The sequence below is a fragment of the Escherichia sp. E4736 genome, assembly GCF_005781225.1.
Taxonomy (GTDB): Bacteria; Pseudomonadota; Gammaproteobacteria; order Enterobacterales; family Enterobacteriaceae; genus Escherichia.
This window is the reverse complement of record NZ_VATT01000004.1, coordinates 1-15,459: the sequence shown is the minus strand read 5'-3', so window position 1 is coordinate 15,459 and position 15,459 is coordinate 1. Positions and strand designations below refer to the sequence as shown.

Genomic DNA, 15,459 nt, shown 5'->3' with positions numbered 1-15,459 from the left:
TGACAATATCTATAGTCAAATTGACAGTGAGGCAAAGATGAGTTTTTCCGTTGATGTGCTGGCGAATATCGCCATCGAATTGCAGCGTGGAATTGGTCATCAGGATCGTTTTCAGCGCCTGATCACCACGCTGCGTCAGGTGCTGGAGTGCGATGCGTCTGCGTTGCTACGTTACGACTCGCGGCAGTTTATTCCGCTTGCCATCGACGGGCTGGCGAAGGATGTACTCGGTAGACGCTTTGCGCTGGAAGGTCATCCGCGGCTGGAAGCGATTGCCCGCGCCGGGGACGTGGTGCGTTTTCCCGCAGACAGCGAATTGCCCGATCCCTATGACGGTTTGATTCCCGGGCAGGAGAGTCTGAAGGTTCACGCCTGCGTTGGCCTGCCGTTGTTTGCCGGACAAAACTTGATCGGCGCACTGACGCTCGACGGGATGCAGCCCGATCAGTTCGATGTTTTCAGCGACGAAGAGTTACGGCTGATTGCTGCGCTGGCGGCGGGAGCGTTAAGTAATGCGTTGCTGATTGAACAACTGGAAAGCCAGAATATGCTGCCAGGCGATGCCGCGCCGTTTGAAGCGGTGAAACAGACGCAGATGATCGGTCTGTCGCCAGGTATGACGCAATTGAAAAAAGAGATTGAGATTGTGGCGGCGTCCGATCTCAACGTCCTGATCAGCGGTGAGACGGGAACCGGTAAGGAGCTGGTGGCGAAAGCGATTCATGAAGCCTCGCCAAGGGCGGTGAATCCGCTGGTCTATCTCAACTGTGCCGCACTGCCGGAAAGTGTGGCGGAAAGTGAGTTGTTCGGGCATGTGAAAGGAGCGTTTACTGGCGCTATCAGTAACCGCAGCGGGAAGTTTGAAATGGCGGATAACGGCACGCTGTTTCTGGATGAGATCGGCGAGTTGTCGTTGGCATTGCAGGCCAAGCTGCTGAGGGTGTTGCAGTATGGCGATATTCAGCGCGTTGGCGATGACCGCAGTTTGCGGGTCGATGTGCGCGTGCTGGCTGCGACTAACCGCGACTTACGCGAAGAGGTGCTGGCAGGGCGATTTCGCGCCGACTTGTTTCATCGCCTGAGCGTGTTTCCACTTTCGGTGCCGCCGCTGCGTGAGCGGGGCGATGACGTCATTCTGCTGGCAGGGTATTTCTGTGAGCAGTGTCGTTTGCGGCTGGGGCTCTCCCGCGTGGTATTAAGTGCCGGGGCGCGAAAATTACTGCAACACTATAATTTTCCGGGAAATGTGCGCGAACTGGAACATGCTATTCATCGGGCGGTAGTGCTGGCGAGAGCCACTCGCAGCGGCGATGAAGTGATTCTTGAGGCGCAACATTTTGCTTTTCCTGAGGAGGCGTTGCCGCTGCCAGAAGCGATGACAATGCCCGTTGTTAAGCAAAATCTGCGTGAAGCGACAGAAGCGTTCCAGCGTGAAACCATTCGCCAGGCACTGGCACAAAATCATAACAACTGGGCTGCCTGCGCGCGGATGCTGGAAACCGACGTCGCCAACCTGCATCGGCTGGCGAAACGTCTGGGATTGAAGGATTAAATAATTCCGGCCTGATAGAAATCCTGCAGGTTAATCGCACCGGTGAGTTTGCCGTTTTCATCCACCACCGGTGCGGCGGTGATTTTGCGCTTCATCAGAACTTCTTTGGCGTCGATGGCGCGACTTTGTGCCTGTAATGTCGTGCCGCCTGTCGTCATCGCTTCATTAACTGGCGTGGTGAGTGCGCCGCCGCCAACCAGCCAGCGACGTAAATCACCGTCGGTAAAGACGCCTTGTACCTGTTGTTGAGCGTCACATACCGCCACCAGCCCCAGACCGGTGCGGCTGAGTTCCAGCATCGCATCCATCACGCTTGCGGTTAACGCTACCTGTGGGATAGCGTCATCACGGCGCATCAGATGATGCACTTTATTCAGCAAGCGAGCGCCCAGTGCCCCAGCTGGGTGGGAGCGGGCAAAATCTTCTTCATTAAATCCGCGTGCCTGCATGACCGCCATCGCCAGCGCATCACCCATCATCAGGGTATTGACGGTGCTGGAGGTCGGCGCAAGGTGCATCGGACAGGCTTCGCGTTCTACGGAGATATCCAGCACCGCTTTCGCCGCGAGTCCCAGCGGTGACGTCGGTTTGCCGGTCATCGCCAGCAGCGCGATAGATTTGTCTTCCAGACGTGGAATAATCAGATCCAGTTCCTTCGCTCCACCGGAGTAAGAGATAAACAGCATCACATCGCGGCTTTCAATCATCCCCAGATCGCCGTGCAGTGCTTCTGCCGGATGGACAAAAAAAGCCGGTGTGCCGGTGCTGGCAAGTGTTGCGGCGATTTTCTTACCAATGTGGCCCGATTTGCCAATTCCCGAAACTACCACTTTGCCTTCGCAGTGCAGGATGATATTGGCGGCGCGAACAAAATCATCGCCCAGACGTTCCGGTAAACGGCTTGCTTCCTGCAACTCCAGCATTAACGTCTGACGTCCCGCGTTCAGTAGTGCTTCACTCATTGCTCTCTCCGGTTAAGGTCCATTTATTTATTCCAGCCAAGGATTGATGGCCGGAATGAGCGCTCATTATCCAGCGCTATGGGAAGGGAAACAACATATGTGAATTTAGTTACAACATACTTTAAGAAAAAATATTAACTGAAAGAAGAGACTAAAGAGAAATGGAGTGCCGAAAACAGACTACCGCTTCCTTGTGCTGGGCGGGATGCTTTACCATACTTGCCCCTGGTTGAATTTGTTAAATGGACCCCTCATGTTCAAGCATCGTTATGTAACATTGCTTCCCCTTTTTGTGTTACTTGCCGCCTGTAGCAGCAAGCCAAAACCGACTGAGACTGAAACAACCACCGGAACGCCGTCCGGCGGCTTCCTGCTTGAGCCGCAGCACAATGTGATGCAGATGGGCGGAGATTTCGCCAATAACCCCAATGCGCAGCAGTTCATCGAAAAAATGGTGAACAAACATGGTTTCGATCGTCAGCAATTGCAGGAAATTCTCTCTCAGGCGAAACGTCTGGATTCGGTACTGCGGCTGATGGATAACCAGGCACCAACCACATCGGTGAAACCGCCATCTGGTCCGAACGGCGCATGGCTGCGTTATCGCAAAAAATTTATTACGCCGGATAACGTGCAGAACGGCGTGGTTTTCTGGAATCAGTATGAAGATGCGCTGAATCGCGCGTGGCAGGTGTATGGCGTACCGCCGGAAATTATCGTCGGGATTATCGGCGTCGAAACCCGCTGGGGGCGCGTGATGGGGAAAACCCGCATCCTCGATGCGCTGGCAACGCTGTCATTTAACTATCCACGCCGCGCGGAGTATTTCTCTGGCGAGCTGGAAACCTTCCTGCTGATGGCGCGCGATGAGCAGGACGATCCGCTCAATCTGAAAGGTTCCTTTGCCGGGGCGATGGGCTACGGACAGTTTATGCCGTCGTCTTACAAACAATATGCGGTAGATTTCAGCGGCGACGGGCATATCAACCTTTGGGATCCGGTTGATGCGATCGGTAGCGTGGCGAACTATTTCAAAGCGCACGGCTGGGTAAAAGGCGATCAGGTCGCGGTAATGGCAAATGGTCAGGCTCCAGGCTTGCCAAATGGCTTCAAAACCAAGTACAGCATTTCGCAGCTTGCCGCGGCAGGTTTAACGCCACAGCAGTCGCTGGGCAACCATCAACAGGCCAGCCTGCTGCGTTTGGATGTTGGAACAGGTTATCAGTACTGGTACGGTCTGCCGAACTTCTACACCATTACCCGTTATAACCACAGCACACATTACGCAATGGCGGTCTGGCAGTTAGGACAAGCCGTGGCGCTGGCGCGCGTACAGTAACTATCTGCAAGAGGGAGGTTAAACTTCCCTCTGCTTTCTTACTGTTTATTCGAATGACGTAATTGCCTGATTTTTTTTGACAGCGATATCGCATATCCCAGGCAGACAACGCCTAACGCAGCCTGACCGAAGTCGAAAGGTTCAAGATAGCCAGAAGATAAAATCTTACATATCACTGAAACCAGTGCGCTGATGCCACCAATGATGACCCACATACGTATTTGCGTGGTCTGTTTAAGCACGTTTTGGGGGGTGTTATCCGTTTTCTTTGTTGTCATTATTTTTCTCTCCTTGTGAATACCTGGCAATATGAACGCTGCATGGTAGCGTTTTTCTTTACCGGTTGGCCGCAACAGTCTTATTTCGGAATGCGACTCGTAAAATGAATCGCTGGTCCCCATCTTCTGCGGGAAAGTGCTATCTTGTCCGGCATAAATTTTTGACTGACAGAGGTTGTGATGACTGACAGTGAACTGATGCAGTTAAGCGAGCAGGTAGGGCTGGCGCTGAAATCCCGTGGCGCAACCGTAACAACCGCTGAATCCTGTACTGGCGGTTGGGTAGCGAAAGTGATTACCGATATTGCCGGCAGTTCCGCCTGGTTTGAACGCGGATTTGTCACCTACAGTAACGAAGCCAAAGCGCAGATGATCGGCGTACGCGAAGAGACGCTGGCGCAGCATGGCGCGGTGAGTGAACCTGTTGTGGTGGAAATGGCGATAGGCGCACTGAAAGCGGCTCGTGCTGATTATGCGGTTGCTATCAGTGGCATCGCCGGACCGGATGGCGGCAGCGAAGAGAAGCCTGTCGGCACCGTCTGGTTTGCTTTTGCCACAGCCCGCGGCGAAGGCATTACCCGCCGGGAATGCTTTAGCGGCGACCGCGATGCCGTGCGTCGTAAGGCGACGGCTTATGCCTTAAATACGCTGCGGCAACAATTTCTACAAAATACTTGATACTGTATGACTATACAGTATAATTGCTTCAACAGAACATATTGACTATCCGGTATTACCCGGCATGACAGGAGTAAAAATGGCTATCGACGAAAACAAACAGAAAGCGTTGGCGGCAGCACTGGGCCAGATTGAGAAACAATTTGGTAAAGGCTCCATCATGCGCCTGGGTGAAGACCGTTCCATGGATGTGGAAACCATCTCTACTGGTTCGCTTTCACTGGATATCGCGCTCGGAGCAGGTGGTCTGCCGATGGGCCGTATCGTCGAAATCTACGGACCGGAATCTTCCGGTAAAACCACGCTGACGCTGCAGGTGATTGCCGCTGCCCAGCGCGAAGGTAAAACCTGTGCGTTTATCGATGCTGAACACGCGCTGGACCCAGTCTATGCACGTAAACTGGGTGTCGATATCGACAACCTGCTGTGCTCCCAGCCGGACACCGGCGAGCAGGCACTGGAAATCTGTGACGCTCTGGCGCGTTCTGGCGCAGTAGACGTTATCGTCGTTGACTCCGTGGCGGCACTGACGCCGAAAGCGGAAATCGAAGGCGAAATCGGCGACTCTCACATGGGCCTTGCAGCACGTATGATGAGCCAGGCGATGCGTAAGCTGGCGGGTAACCTGAAGCAGTCCAACACGCTGCTGATCTTCATCAACCAGATCCGTATGAAAATTGGTGTGATGTTCGGTAACCCGGAAACCACTACCGGTGGTAACGCGCTGAAATTCTACGCCTCTGTTCGTCTCGACATCCGTCGTATCGGCGCGGTGAAAGAGGGCGAAAACGTAGTGGGTAGCGAAACCCGCGTGAAAGTGGTGAAGAACAAAATTGCAGCGCCGTTTAAACAGGCCGAATTCCAGATCCTCTACGGTGAAGGCATCAACTTCTACGGCGAGTTGGTTGACCTGGGCGTGAAAGAGAAGCTGATCGAGAAAGCAGGCGCGTGGTACAGCTACAAAGGTGAGAAGATCGGTCAGGGTAAAGCGAATGCGACTGCCTGGCTGAAAGATAACCCGGAAACCGCGAAAGAGATCGAGAAGAAAGTACGTGAGCTGCTGCTGAGCAACCCGAACTCAACGCCGGATTTCTCTGTAGATGACAGCGAAGGCGTAGCAGAAACTAACGAAGATTTTTAATCGTCTTGTTTGATACTCAAGGGGCGCATCTGCGACTCTGAGACGGATGACAAACGCAAAATTGCCTGATGCGCTACGCTTATCAGACCTACATGTTCTCTGCAATGTATTGAAGTTGCACGGTTTGTAGGACGGATAAGGCGCTCACGCCGCATCCGGCATGAACAACGCCACTTTGTCAGCAAAACCAGGGTCGCATCTGCGGCCCTTTTGTTTTTTAAGTTTTAAGGATATGCCATGACAGACTCAACATCCCGTCGCTCGGCATATGCTCGTCTGTTGGATCGAGCGGTACGCATTCTGGCGGTGCGCGATCACAGTGAGCAAGAATTGCGACGTAAACTCGCGGCACCGATTATGGGCAAAAATGGCCCGGAAGAGATTGATGCTACGGCAGAAGATTACGCGCGCGTTATTGCCTGGTGCCATGAACATGGCTATCTCGATGACAGCCGATTTGTTGCGCGCTTTATTGCCAGCCGTAGCCGCAAAGGCTATGGTCCGGCGCGTATTCGTCAGGAACTGAATCAGAAAGGTATTTCCCGCGAAGCGACAGAAAAAGCGATGCGTGAATGTGACATTGACTGGTGTGCGCTGGCACGCGATCAGGCGACGCGAAAATATGGCGAACCTTTGCCAACTGTCTTTTCAGAAAAAGTTAAGATCCAGCGTTTTCTGCTCTATCGTGGCTATCTGATGGAAGATATCCAGGAGATTTGGCGAAATTTTGCCGACTGAACGCATACGGTATTTTACTTCCCAGTCAAGAAAACTTATCTTATTCCCACTTTTCAGTTACCAGCCCGGCGGTTAAGACACGCTGTAGCTGGTGGCGATATTTCGTTAGCTTGATTTCAGGATAATTATGAGCAAGAGCACCGCTGAGATCCGTCAGGCGTTTCTCGACTTTTTCCATAGTAAGGGGCATCAGGTAGTTGCCAGCAGCTCCCTGGTACCCCATAACGACCCAACTTTGTTGTTTACCAACGCCGGGATGAACCAGTTCAAGGATGTCTTCCTTGGGCTCGACAAGCGTAATTATTCCCGCGCTACCACTTCCCAACGCTGCGTGCGTGCGGGTGGTAAACACAACGACCTGGAAAACGTCGGTTACACCGCGCGTCACCATACCTTCTTCGAAATGCTGGGCAACTTCAGCTTCGGCGACTATTTCAAACACGATGCCATTCAGTTTGCATGGGAACTGCTGACCAGCGAAAAATGGTTTGCCCTGCCGAAAGAGCGTCTGTGGGTTACCGTCTATGAAAGCGACGACGAAGCCTACGAAATCTGGGAAAAAGAAGTAGGGATCCCGCGCGAACGTATTATTCGCATCGGCGATAACAAAGGTGCGCCATACGCATCTGACAACTTCTGGCAGATGGGTGACACTGGTCCGTGCGGCCCGTGCACCGAAATCTTCTACGATCACGGCGACCACATTTGGGGTGGCCCTCCGGGAAGCCCGGAAGAAGACGGTGACCGCTACATTGAGATCTGGAACATCGTCTTCATGCAGTTCAACCGCCAGGCAGATGGCACGATGGAACCGCTGCCGAAGCCGTCTGTAGATACCGGTATGGGGCTGGAGCGTATTGCCGCCGTGCTGCAACACGTAAACTCCAACTATGATATCGACCTGTTCCGTACGCTGATTCAGGCGGTGGCTAAGGTGACTGGCGCGACCGATCTGAGCAATAAATCGCTGCGCGTTATCGCTGACCACATTCGTTCTTGTGCGTTCCTGATCGCGGATGGCGTAATGCCGTCCAACGAAAACCGTGGTTATGTGCTGCGTCGTATCATTCGTCGCGCAGTGCGTCACGGCAATATGCTGGGCGCGAAAGAAACCTTCTTCTACAAACTGGTTGGTCCGCTGATCGACGTTATGGGCTCTGCGGGTGAAGACCTGAAACGCCAGCAGGCGCAGGTTGAGCAGGTGCTGAAGACTGAAGAAGAGCAGTTTGCCCGTACTCTGGAGCGCGGTCTGGCACTGCTGGATGAAGAGCTGGCAAAACTTTCTGGTGATACGCTGGATGGTGAAACAGCTTTCCGCCTGTACGACACCTACGGCTTCCCGGTTGACCTGACGGCTGACGTTTGCCGTGAGCGCAACATCAAAGTTGACGAAGCTGGTTTTGAAGCAGCAATGGAAGAGCAGCGTCGTCGTGCGCGCGAAGCCAGCGGCTTTGGTGCCGATTACAACGCAATGATCCGTGTTGATAGTGCATCTGAATTTAAAGGCTATGACCATCTGGAACTGAACGGCAAAGTGACCGCGCTGTTTGTTGATGGTAAAGCGGTTGATGCCATCAATGCAGGCCAGGAAGCTGTGGTCGTGCTGGATCAAACGCCATTCTATGCAGAATCCGGCGGTCAGGTTGGCGATAAAGGCGAACTGAAAGGCGCTAACTTCTCCTTTGCGGTGGAAGATACGCAGAAATATGGCCAGGCGATTGGTCACATCGGTAAACTTGCTGCGGGTTCTCTGAAAGTGGGCGACGCGGTACAGGCAGATGTAGATGAAGCTCGTCGCGCTCGTATTCGTCTGAATCACTCCGCAACGCACCTGATGCACGCTGCGCTGCGTCAGGTTCTGGGTACTCATGTCTCCCAGAAAGGTTCGCTGGTTAATGACAAGGTGCTGCGTTTTGACTTCTCGCATAACGAAGCGATGAAACCAGAAGAGATTCGTGCTGTCGAAGATCTGGTGAACGCGCAGATTCGTCGTAACTTGCCTATCGAAACCAACATCATGGATCTCGAAGCGGCGAAAGCGAAAGGTGCGATGGCGCTGTTCGGCGAGAAGTATGATGAACGTGTACGTGTGCTGAGCATGGGCGATTTCTCCACCGAGCTGTGTGGTGGTACTCACGCCAGCCGCACCGGTGATATTGGTCTGTTCCGTATCATTTCTGAATCGGGTACTGCTGCAGGCGTTCGTCGTATCGAAGCGGTAACCGGAGAAGGTGCTATCGCCACCGTTCATGCAGACAGCGATCGCTTAAGCGAAGTCGCGCATCTGCTGAAAGGCGATAGCAATAATCTGGCTGATAAAGTGCGCTCAGTACTGGAACGTACGCGTCAGCTGGAAAAAGAGTTACAACAGCTTAAAGAACAGGCTGCCGCACAGGAGAGCGCAAATCTTTCCAGTAAGGCAATTGATGTTAATGGTGTTAAGCTGTTGGTTAGTGAGCTTAGCGGTGTTGAGCCGAAAATGTTGCGCACCATGGTTGACGATTTAAAAAATCAGCTGGGGTCGACAATTATCGTGCTGGCAACGGTAGCCGAAGGTAAGGTTTCTCTGATTGCAGGCGTATCTAAGGACGTCACAGATCGCGTGAAAGCAGGGGAACTGATTGGTATGGTCGCTCAGCAGGTGGGCGGCAAGGGTGGTGGACGTCCTGACATGGCGCAAGCCGGTGGTACGGATGCTGCGGCCTTACCTGCAGCGTTAGCCAGTGTGAAAGGCTGGGTCAGCGCGAAATTGCAATAATATAAGTGTCAGGCAATGCCGTGGACTTGCTTCACGGCATTCGCATCGACGCTATCGACAATGATAAAGTCAGGTTGAAGTTGTGTATATCGGCTAAACTTAGGTTTAACAGAATGTAATGCCATGACTGCTTAGATGTAATGTGTTTGTCATTGCTTACTTTTTGGCGTTATATGATGGATAATGCCGGGATACAGAGAGACCCGACTCTTTTAATCTTTCAAGGAGCAAAGAATGCTGATTCTGACTCGTCGAGTTGGTGAGACCCTCATGATTGGGGATGAGGTCACCGTGACAGTTTTAGGGGTAAAGGGCAACCAAGTACGTATTGGCGTAAACGCCCCGAAGGAAGTTTCTGTTCACCGTGAAGAGATCTACCAGCGTATCCAGGCTGAAAAATCCCAGCAGTCCAGTTACTAATCTTTCCGCGTCTCATCTTTAACGGTGAGACGCACCCTCAAAATTTCTCTTTCACTTCATTTTTTTCGCGTTACTCCCGTTCATTTAACTTTTGCCTTCATTTTTCTCTATCACTGCTACCTGTCAGAGGCCTGTTTTTCTGTTGATAAAACACTCTTTTTGACGTTTTTACAGACTAATTGAGCGCGAAGTGTGCAAACGATAAAAGTGTGGGAAAAATTGTTTGACTTATAAGTCTCAGAAAGTAATATGTGCGCCACGCAGCGACGATGAGCGATAAACAAGTTCTTCGAAGCACTCGTAAGAGGCGTGTGGTGAGGTGGCCGAGAGGCTGAAGGCGCTCCCCTGCTAAGGGAGTATGCGGTCAAAAGCTGCATCCGGGGTTCGAATCCCCGCCTCACCGCCATTTGCATCCGTAGCTCAGCTGGATAGAGTACTCGGCTACGAACCGAGCGGTCGGAGGTTCGAATCCTCCCGGATGCACCATCTCTTACTTGATACGGCTTTAGTAGCGGTATCAAAAAATCTGCAGTAAAGTAAGTTTCCCGATGCATCCGTAGCTCAGCTGGATAGAGTACTCGGCTACGAACCGAGCGGTCGGAGGTTCGAATCCTCCCGGATGCACCATATTCTCCGTAACTTTCAGCTATGAAGGTATGGAAAAAGTAGCGGTACTAACCGCAGGCACCAGGAAGGATAACGTTGCTTTAGCAACGGCCCGAAGGGCGAGCCGCAAGGCGAGTAATCCTCCCGGATGCACCATCTCTTACTTGATATGGCTTTCGTAGCGGTATCAATATCAGCAGTAAAATAAATTTCCCGATGCATCCGTAGCTCAGCTGGATAGAGTACTCGGCTACGAACCGAGCGGTCGGAGGTTCGAATCCTCCCGGATGCACCATCTTCTCCAAAAAATTTCCTTCAAAAATATCTCATTTCTAAATAACTACTTTATCCATTTCCTGAATTTTCTTCTCCTTCGCCATCAGCGACAAAATCAAGCAATTACGCTAAAGTAGCGTCATATTTTTCGACTTGCGAGAAGACCATGTACGAGCGTTATGCAGGTTTAATTTTTGATATGGATGGCACAATCCTGGATACGGAGCCTACGCACCGTAAAGCGTGGCGCGAAGTATTAGGGCATTACGGTCTTCAGTACGATGTTCAGGCGATGATTGCGCTTAATGGCTCGCCCACGTGGCGTATTGCTCAGGCGATTATTGAGCTGAATCAGGCCGATCTCGACCCGCATGCGTTAGCGCGTGAAAAAACAGAAGCAGTAAGAAGTATGCTGCTGGATAGCGTCGAGCCGCTTCCTCTTGTTGAAGTGGTGAAAAGCTGGCACGGACGTCGACCAATGGCTGTTGGAACGGGGAGTGAAAGCGCCATCGCTGAGGCATTGCTGGCGCACCTGGGATTACGCCGTTATTTTGATGCGGTCGTTGCCGCCGATCACGTCAAACACCATAAACCTGCGCCAGACACATTTTTGTTGTGCGCACAGCGTATGGGCGTGCAACCAACGCAGTGTGTGGTCTTTGAAGATGCTGATTTCGGTATTCAGGCTGCTCGCGCTGCAGGCATGGACGCTGTGGATGTTCGCTTGCTGTGAGTGAAGCTTTATCGCTTTTCTCGTTGTTTGCCAGTAGTTTCCTCAGCGCTACACTATTACCCGGTAATTCCGAAGTCGTCTTGGTTGCAATGTTACTTTCCGGGGTAAGTCATCCCTGGGTTTTAGTGTTAACAGCAACAATGGGTAATAGCCTTGGAGGGCTAACTAACGTTATCCTTGGGCGTTTCTTTCCACTGCGCAAAACATCGCGCTGGCAAGAGAAAGCCATCGGCTGGCTGAAACGATATGGTGCAATCACACTATTATTAAGCTGGATGCCCGTGGTTGGCGATTTACTGTGTCTGTTAGCGGGATGGATGCGCATCTCGTGGGGACCAGTAATCTTTTTTTTGTGCCTTGGTAAAGCGTTACGCTATGTTGCGATTGCAGTAGCTACCGTTCAGGGCATGATGTGGTGGCACTAATTGTAGGCCTGCACACATGGCCACCATTACAGTTATGCTAAATAAAACGATTTTGACAGGCGGGAGGTCAATTTGATCCCGGACGTATCACAGGCGCTGGCCTGGCTGGAAAAACATCCTCAGGCGTTAAAGGGGATACAGCGTGGGCTGGAGCGCGAAACTTTGCGTGTTAATGCTGATGGCACACTTGCAACAACAGGTCATCCTGAAGCATTAGGTTCCGCACTAACGCATAAATGGATAACCACCGATTTTGCGGAAGCATTGCTGGAATTTATTACACCAGTGGATGGTGATATTGAACATATGCTGACCTTTATGCGCGACCTGCATCGTTATACGGCGCGCAATATGGGCGATGAGCGGATGTGGCCGTTAAGCATGCCATGCTACATCGCAGAAGGTCAGGACATCGAACTGGCACAGTACGGCACTTCTAACACCGGACGCTTTAAAACGCTGTACCGTGAAGGGCTGAAAAATCGCTACGGCGCGCTGATGCAAACCATTTCCGGCGTGCACTACAATTTCTCTTTGCCAATGGCATTCTGGCAAGCGAAGTGCGGTGATATCTCGGGCGCTGATGCCAAAGAGAAAATTTCTGCGGGCTATTTCCGCGTTATCCGCAACTACTATCGCTTCGGTTGGGTCATCCCTTATCTGTTTGGTGCGTCTCCGGCGATTTGTTCTTCTTTCCTGCAAGGAAAACCAACGTCGCTGCCGTTTGAGAAAACCGAGTGCGGTATGTATTACCTGCCGTATGCGACCTCTCTTCGTTTGAGCGATCTTGGCTATACCAATAAATCGCAAAGCAATCTCGGTATTACCTTCAACGATCTCTACGAGTACGTCGCAGGGCTCAAGCAGGCTATCAAAACGCCGTCGGAAGAGTACGCGAAGATTGGTATTGAGAAAGACGGTAAGCGGCTACAAATCAACAGCAACGTGCTGCAGATTGAAAACGAACTGTATGCGCCGATTCGTCCAAAACGCGTTACTCGCAGCGGAGAATCGCCTTCTGATGCGCTATTACGTGGCGGCATTGAATATATTGAAGTGCGTTCGCTGGACATCAACCCGTTCTCGCCGATTGGTGTAGATGAACAGCAGGTGCGTTTCCTCGACCTGTTTATGGTCTGGTGTGCGCTGGCTGATGCACCGGAAATGAGCAGTAGCGAACTTGCCTGTACACGCGTTAACTGGAACCGGGTGATCCTCGAGGGTCGTAAACCGGGCCTGACGCTGGGTATCGGTTGCGAAACTGCGCAATTCCCGTTGCCGCAGGTGGGTAAAGATCTGTTCCGCGATCTAAAACGCGTCGCGCAAACGCTGGATAGCATTAACGGCGGCGAAGCGTACCAGAAAGTGTGTGATGAACTGGTCGCCTGCTTCGATAATCCTGATCTGACTTTCTCTGCGCGTATCTTAAGGTCTATGATTGATACTGGCATTGGCGGAACAGGTAAAGCGTTTGCAGAAGCCTACCGTAATCTTCTGCGTGAAGAGCCGCTGGAAATTCTGCGCGAAGAGGATTTTGTAGCCGAGCGCGAGGCGTCTGAACGTCGCCAGCAGGAAATGGAAGCCGCTGATACCGAACCGTTTGCGGTGTGGCTGGAAAAACACGCCTGACAGAAAAGAAAAAGGCCACTCGTGAGTGGCCAAAATTTCATCTCTGAATTCAGGGATGATGATAACAAATGCGCGTCTTTCATATACTCAGACTCGCCTGGGAAGAAAGAGTTCAGAATATTTAAAAAAAATTTACCGGAGGTGGCTAAATGCCGTTGTTAGATAGCTTCACAGTCGATCATACCCGGATGGAAGCGCCTGCAGTTCGGGTGGCAAAAACAATGAACACCCCGCATGGCGACGCAATTACCGTGTTCGATCTTCGCTTCTGCGTGCCGAACAAAGAAGTGATGCCAGAAAGAGGGATCCATACCCTGGAGCACCTGTTTGCTGGTTTTATGCGTAACCATCTTAACGGTAATGGCGTTGAGATTATCGATATCTCACCAATGGGCTGCCGCACTGGTTTTTATATGAGTCTGATTGGTACGCCTGATGAGCAGCGTGTCGCTGATGCCTGGAAAGCGGCAATGGAAGACGTGCTGAAAGTGCAGGATCAGAATCAGATCCCGGAACTTAACGTCTATCAGTGCGGTACTTACCAGATGCACTCTTTGCAGGAAGCACAGGATATTGCGCGTAGCATTCTGGAACGTGACGTGCGCATCAACAGCAATGAAGAACTGGCGCTGCCGAAAGAGAAGTTGCAGGAACTGCACATTTAGTTGGTTAGTGCAGAAGCAGCCGGAGATGCAACAGCACCGTCAGGCTTGCCTGGTGCGCTACGCTTATCTGGTTGACGCAGGGAACATGCCACCTGTACGTGACAGGTGGCAAAGTGGTATATCAGAAGAGATATTTCACGCCCAGCATTCCCTGGGTATCGCTGTAACCATTGTCACCCAACTGCTGGGCGACGTTGCCCCACAGTTGCAGATGCGGAGTAATCTGACCTTCCACCCCCGCTTTTAACTCGCCAGTGTTACGTGCGCCGATGATCTCATCGCCGATGTGATCCATCTTCACGCTGTAATTGCGGGAATTATAAATCCAGTTGGCTTCCACGAAAGGCTGGAAGGAACGCTCTTTATGATCATCAATAGCATTATGACCCTGCAGATACGCTTTCACCCCCAGACGCGTTTGCAGGTTGCCTTCGGTGCTGTCCTCAACCAGAGTGCCATTGTCTTCCGTATGATTGTCTGCCTTCACGTCCATCCACGTCAGTTGCATTTTTGGCTGCAACCAGTAGCTGGTACGCGCATCAGCGCTTTCACCGAGACGGAAGGTATAACCCGCTTCAATGGCGGCGGTGATGCCGTCAGAGTGATACTTTTCACTGGGCAGATACTCGCCGGAGACGGTGTTATCAAACCAGTTATAGAGCAACCAGCTGTCAACATAAGTCCCTGTTTTGTCTGCTTCGTTAGCGTACCAGGTGCCATACACGCCCACACTGTAGCCGTCGATTTGCCCACGTGAGCTGTATCCGGTCAGGCTGGAATGCGTGTGACTCTTGCTGTTGGCATAGCCAGCCATTAAGCCGAGATGCCAGCGATCAAGGTCATTACTGCTCCATTGTGCGAGATCACCACCCAGTTGCAGAACATAACGGTTGCTCTGAGTGCTCAATTCATCCGAACGATCTTTAAAGCGATTATGTCCGCCAATATTACGCATCCACAAACTGGTTACTTTCTGTTCGCCAGTGAGCAGGTCGGTGTATTGTGTTTCCCCCAGACGGTCATGCAGTCGGGTATTAAACAGCGTATTTGCCGCCTGAATATTGGCCAGATAGCTACCAATTTCCGGGCGATACAGATGTTTTCGTTCTGGTTGTGGAACAGATGGCGTAACAGGCGGCTCCGGTGTCACTGGCGGTTCTGGTGTTACAGGGGGCTCAGGTGTTACAGGTGGCTCAGGATCGGGGGCCGGGATGACGGGTAGTACCGGAGTATACGGTCCTGCGGGAATTTCACTGGTT

Annotated in this window: 14 protein-coding genes and 4 tRNA genes; 15 read left to right on the top strand and 3 right to left on the bottom strand. The window is 52.0% G+C overall.

Annotated features, from left to right (window positions below):
- Positions 1-37: 37 nt before the first annotated feature.
- A complete protein-coding gene (gene norR, locus FEK46_RS02810) occupies positions 38-1,552 on the top strand; it encodes a nitric oxide reductase transcriptional regulator NorR (RefSeq protein WP_135559295.1) in 1,515 nt (504 codons plus the stop codon).
- Here the strand turns inward: norR and gutQ are convergent.
- The gene (gene gutQ, locus FEK46_RS02805; RefSeq protein ID WP_001287417.1) at positions 1,549-2,514 is read right to left on the bottom strand and encodes an arabinose-5-phosphate isomerase GutQ; all 966 of its coding nucleotides are present in this window, start codon (positions 2,512-2,514) and stop codon (positions 1,549-1,551) included. The two genes, norR and gutQ, sit on opposite strands and share 4 nt — an antisense overlap.
- A gap of 253 nt (positions 2,515-2,767) precedes the next feature.
- Between gutQ and mltB the strand changes: the two genes are divergently transcribed.
- The gene (mltB, locus tag FEK46_RS02800; RefSeq protein WP_130207614.1) at positions 2,768-3,853 is read left to right on the top strand and encodes a lytic murein transglycosylase B; all 1,086 of its coding nucleotides are present in this window, start codon (positions 2,768-2,770) and stop codon (positions 3,851-3,853) included.
- Positions 3,854-3,891: 38 nt separating this feature from the next.
- Here the strand turns inward: mltB and FEK46_RS02795 are convergent, their stop codons facing one another.
- Positions 3,892-4,131: a hypothetical protein gene (locus FEK46_RS02795; RefSeq protein WP_130259313.1), complete on the bottom strand. Its 240-nt coding sequence runs from the start codon at positions 4,129-4,131 to the stop codon at positions 3,892-3,894.
- A gap of 180 nt (positions 4,132-4,311) precedes the next feature.
- On the opposite strand from FEK46_RS02795, the gene pncC reads away from it, so the two are divergent.
- The 13 genes from pncC to luxS all read left to right on the top strand — a co-directional run bounded on the left by pncC (position 4,312) and on the right by luxS (position 14,200).
- Positions 4,312-4,809, top strand: a complete 498-nt coding sequence (gene pncC / locus FEK46_RS02790) for a nicotinamide-nucleotide amidase (RefSeq protein WP_130214441.1) — start codon at positions 4,312-4,314, stop codon at positions 4,807-4,809.
- 79 nt (positions 4,810-4,888) lie between these two features.
- Positions 4,889-5,950: a recombinase RecA gene (gene recA / locus FEK46_RS02785; RefSeq protein ID WP_000963153.1), complete on the top strand. Its 1,062-nt coding sequence runs from the start codon at positions 4,889-4,891 to the stop codon at positions 5,948-5,950.
- 237 nt (positions 5,951-6,187) lie between these two features.
- Positions 6,188-6,688, top strand: a complete 501-nt coding sequence (gene recX, locus FEK46_RS02780) for a recombination regulator RecX (protein ID WP_135494978.1) — start codon at positions 6,188-6,190, stop codon at positions 6,686-6,688.
- A 127-nt stretch (positions 6,689-6,815) separates the two neighbouring features.
- Positions 6,816-9,446 carry an alanine--tRNA ligase gene (gene alaS / locus FEK46_RS02775; RefSeq protein ID WP_000047170.1) on the top strand — a complete coding sequence of 877 codons (2,631 nt, stop codon included), beginning with the start codon at positions 6,816-6,818 and terminating at the stop codon, positions 9,444-9,446.
- 234 nt (positions 9,447-9,680) lie between these two features.
- Positions 9,681-9,866: a carbon storage regulator CsrA gene (gene csrA / locus FEK46_RS02770; RefSeq protein ID WP_000906486.1), complete on the top strand. Its 186-nt coding sequence runs from the start codon at positions 9,681-9,683 to the stop codon at positions 9,864-9,866.
- Positions 9,867-10,179: 313 nt separating this feature from the next.
- A tRNA-Ser gene (locus FEK46_RS02765) sits at positions 10,180-10,272 on the top strand.
- Positions 10,273-10,275: 3 nt separating this feature from the next.
- Positions 10,276-10,352, top strand: a tRNA-Arg gene (locus FEK46_RS02760).
- Positions 10,353-10,416: 64 nt separating this feature from the next.
- A tRNA-Arg gene (locus FEK46_RS02755) sits at positions 10,417-10,493 on the top strand.
- A 197-nt stretch (positions 10,494-10,690) separates the two neighbouring features.
- A tRNA-Arg gene (locus tag FEK46_RS02750) sits at positions 10,691-10,767 on the top strand.
- 147 nt (positions 10,768-10,914) lie between these two features.
- Positions 10,915-11,481 carry a fructose-1-phosphate/6-phosphogluconate phosphatase gene (yqaB, locus tag FEK46_RS02745; RefSeq protein WP_000273309.1) on the top strand — a complete coding sequence of 189 codons (567 nt, stop codon included), beginning with the start codon at positions 10,915-10,917 and terminating at the stop codon, positions 11,479-11,481.
- Positions 11,478-11,906, top strand: coding sequence for a YqaA family protein (locus tag FEK46_RS02740; RefSeq protein ID WP_064529936.1), 429 nt, complete (start codon positions 11,478-11,480; stop codon positions 11,904-11,906). The genes yqaB and FEK46_RS02740 overlap by 4 nt, the downstream gene beginning before the upstream one ends.
- 72 nt (positions 11,907-11,978) lie before the next feature.
- A complete protein-coding gene (gene gshA / locus FEK46_RS02735) occupies positions 11,979-13,535 on the top strand; it encodes a glutamate--cysteine ligase (RefSeq protein WP_000611804.1) in 1,557 nt (518 codons plus the stop codon).
- 149 nt (positions 13,536-13,684) lie between these two features.
- A complete protein-coding gene (luxS, locus tag FEK46_RS02730) occupies positions 13,685-14,200 on the top strand; it encodes an S-ribosylhomocysteine lyase (RefSeq protein ID WP_001130211.1) in 516 nt (171 codons plus the stop codon).
- A gap of 121 nt (positions 14,201-14,321) precedes the next feature.
- Here the strand turns inward: luxS and FEK46_RS02725 are convergent.
- On the bottom strand, positions 14,322-15,459 hold a 1,138-nt coding region (locus FEK46_RS02725; RefSeq protein WP_138194641.1), incomplete at its 5' end, for an autotransporter outer membrane beta-barrel domain-containing protein.

What these genes read in the sequence shown, in the direction of transcription:
- FEK46_RS02795 (WP_130259313.1), bottom strand. Translation starts at nt 4,131, where the DNA reads ATGACAACAAAGAAAACGGATAACACCCCCCAAAACGTGCTTAAACAG.
- yqaB (WP_000273309.1), top strand. Translation starts at nt 10,915, where the DNA reads ATGTACGAGCGTTATGCAGGTTTAATTTTTGATATGGATGGCACAATC.
- norR (WP_135559295.1), top strand. Translation starts at nt 38, where the DNA reads ATGAGTTTTTCCGTTGATGTGCTGGCGAATATCGCCATCGAATTGCAG.
- alaS (WP_000047170.1), top strand. Translation starts at nt 6,816, where the DNA reads ATGAGCAAGAGCACCGCTGAGATCCGTCAGGCGTTTCTCGACTTTTTC.
- recA (WP_000963153.1), top strand. Translation starts at nt 4,889, where the DNA reads ATGGCTATCGACGAAAACAAACAGAAAGCGTTGGCGGCAGCACTGGGC.
- mltB (WP_130207614.1), top strand. Translation starts at nt 2,768, where the DNA reads ATGTTCAAGCATCGTTATGTAACATTGCTTCCCCTTTTTGTGTTACTT.
- gutQ (WP_001287417.1), bottom strand. Translation starts at nt 2,514, where the DNA reads ATGAGTGAAGCACTACTGAACGCGGGACGTCAGACGTTAATGCTGGAG.
- pncC (WP_130214441.1), top strand. Translation starts at nt 4,312, where the DNA reads ATGACTGACAGTGAACTGATGCAGTTAAGCGAGCAGGTAGGGCTGGCG.
- recX (WP_135494978.1), top strand. Translation starts at nt 6,188, where the DNA reads ATGACAGACTCAACATCCCGTCGCTCGGCATATGCTCGTCTGTTGGAT.
- luxS (WP_001130211.1), top strand. Translation starts at nt 13,685, where the DNA reads ATGCCGTTGTTAGATAGCTTCACAGTCGATCATACCCGGATGGAAGCG.
- csrA (WP_000906486.1), top strand. Translation starts at nt 9,681, where the DNA reads ATGCTGATTCTGACTCGTCGAGTTGGTGAGACCCTCATGATTGGGGAT.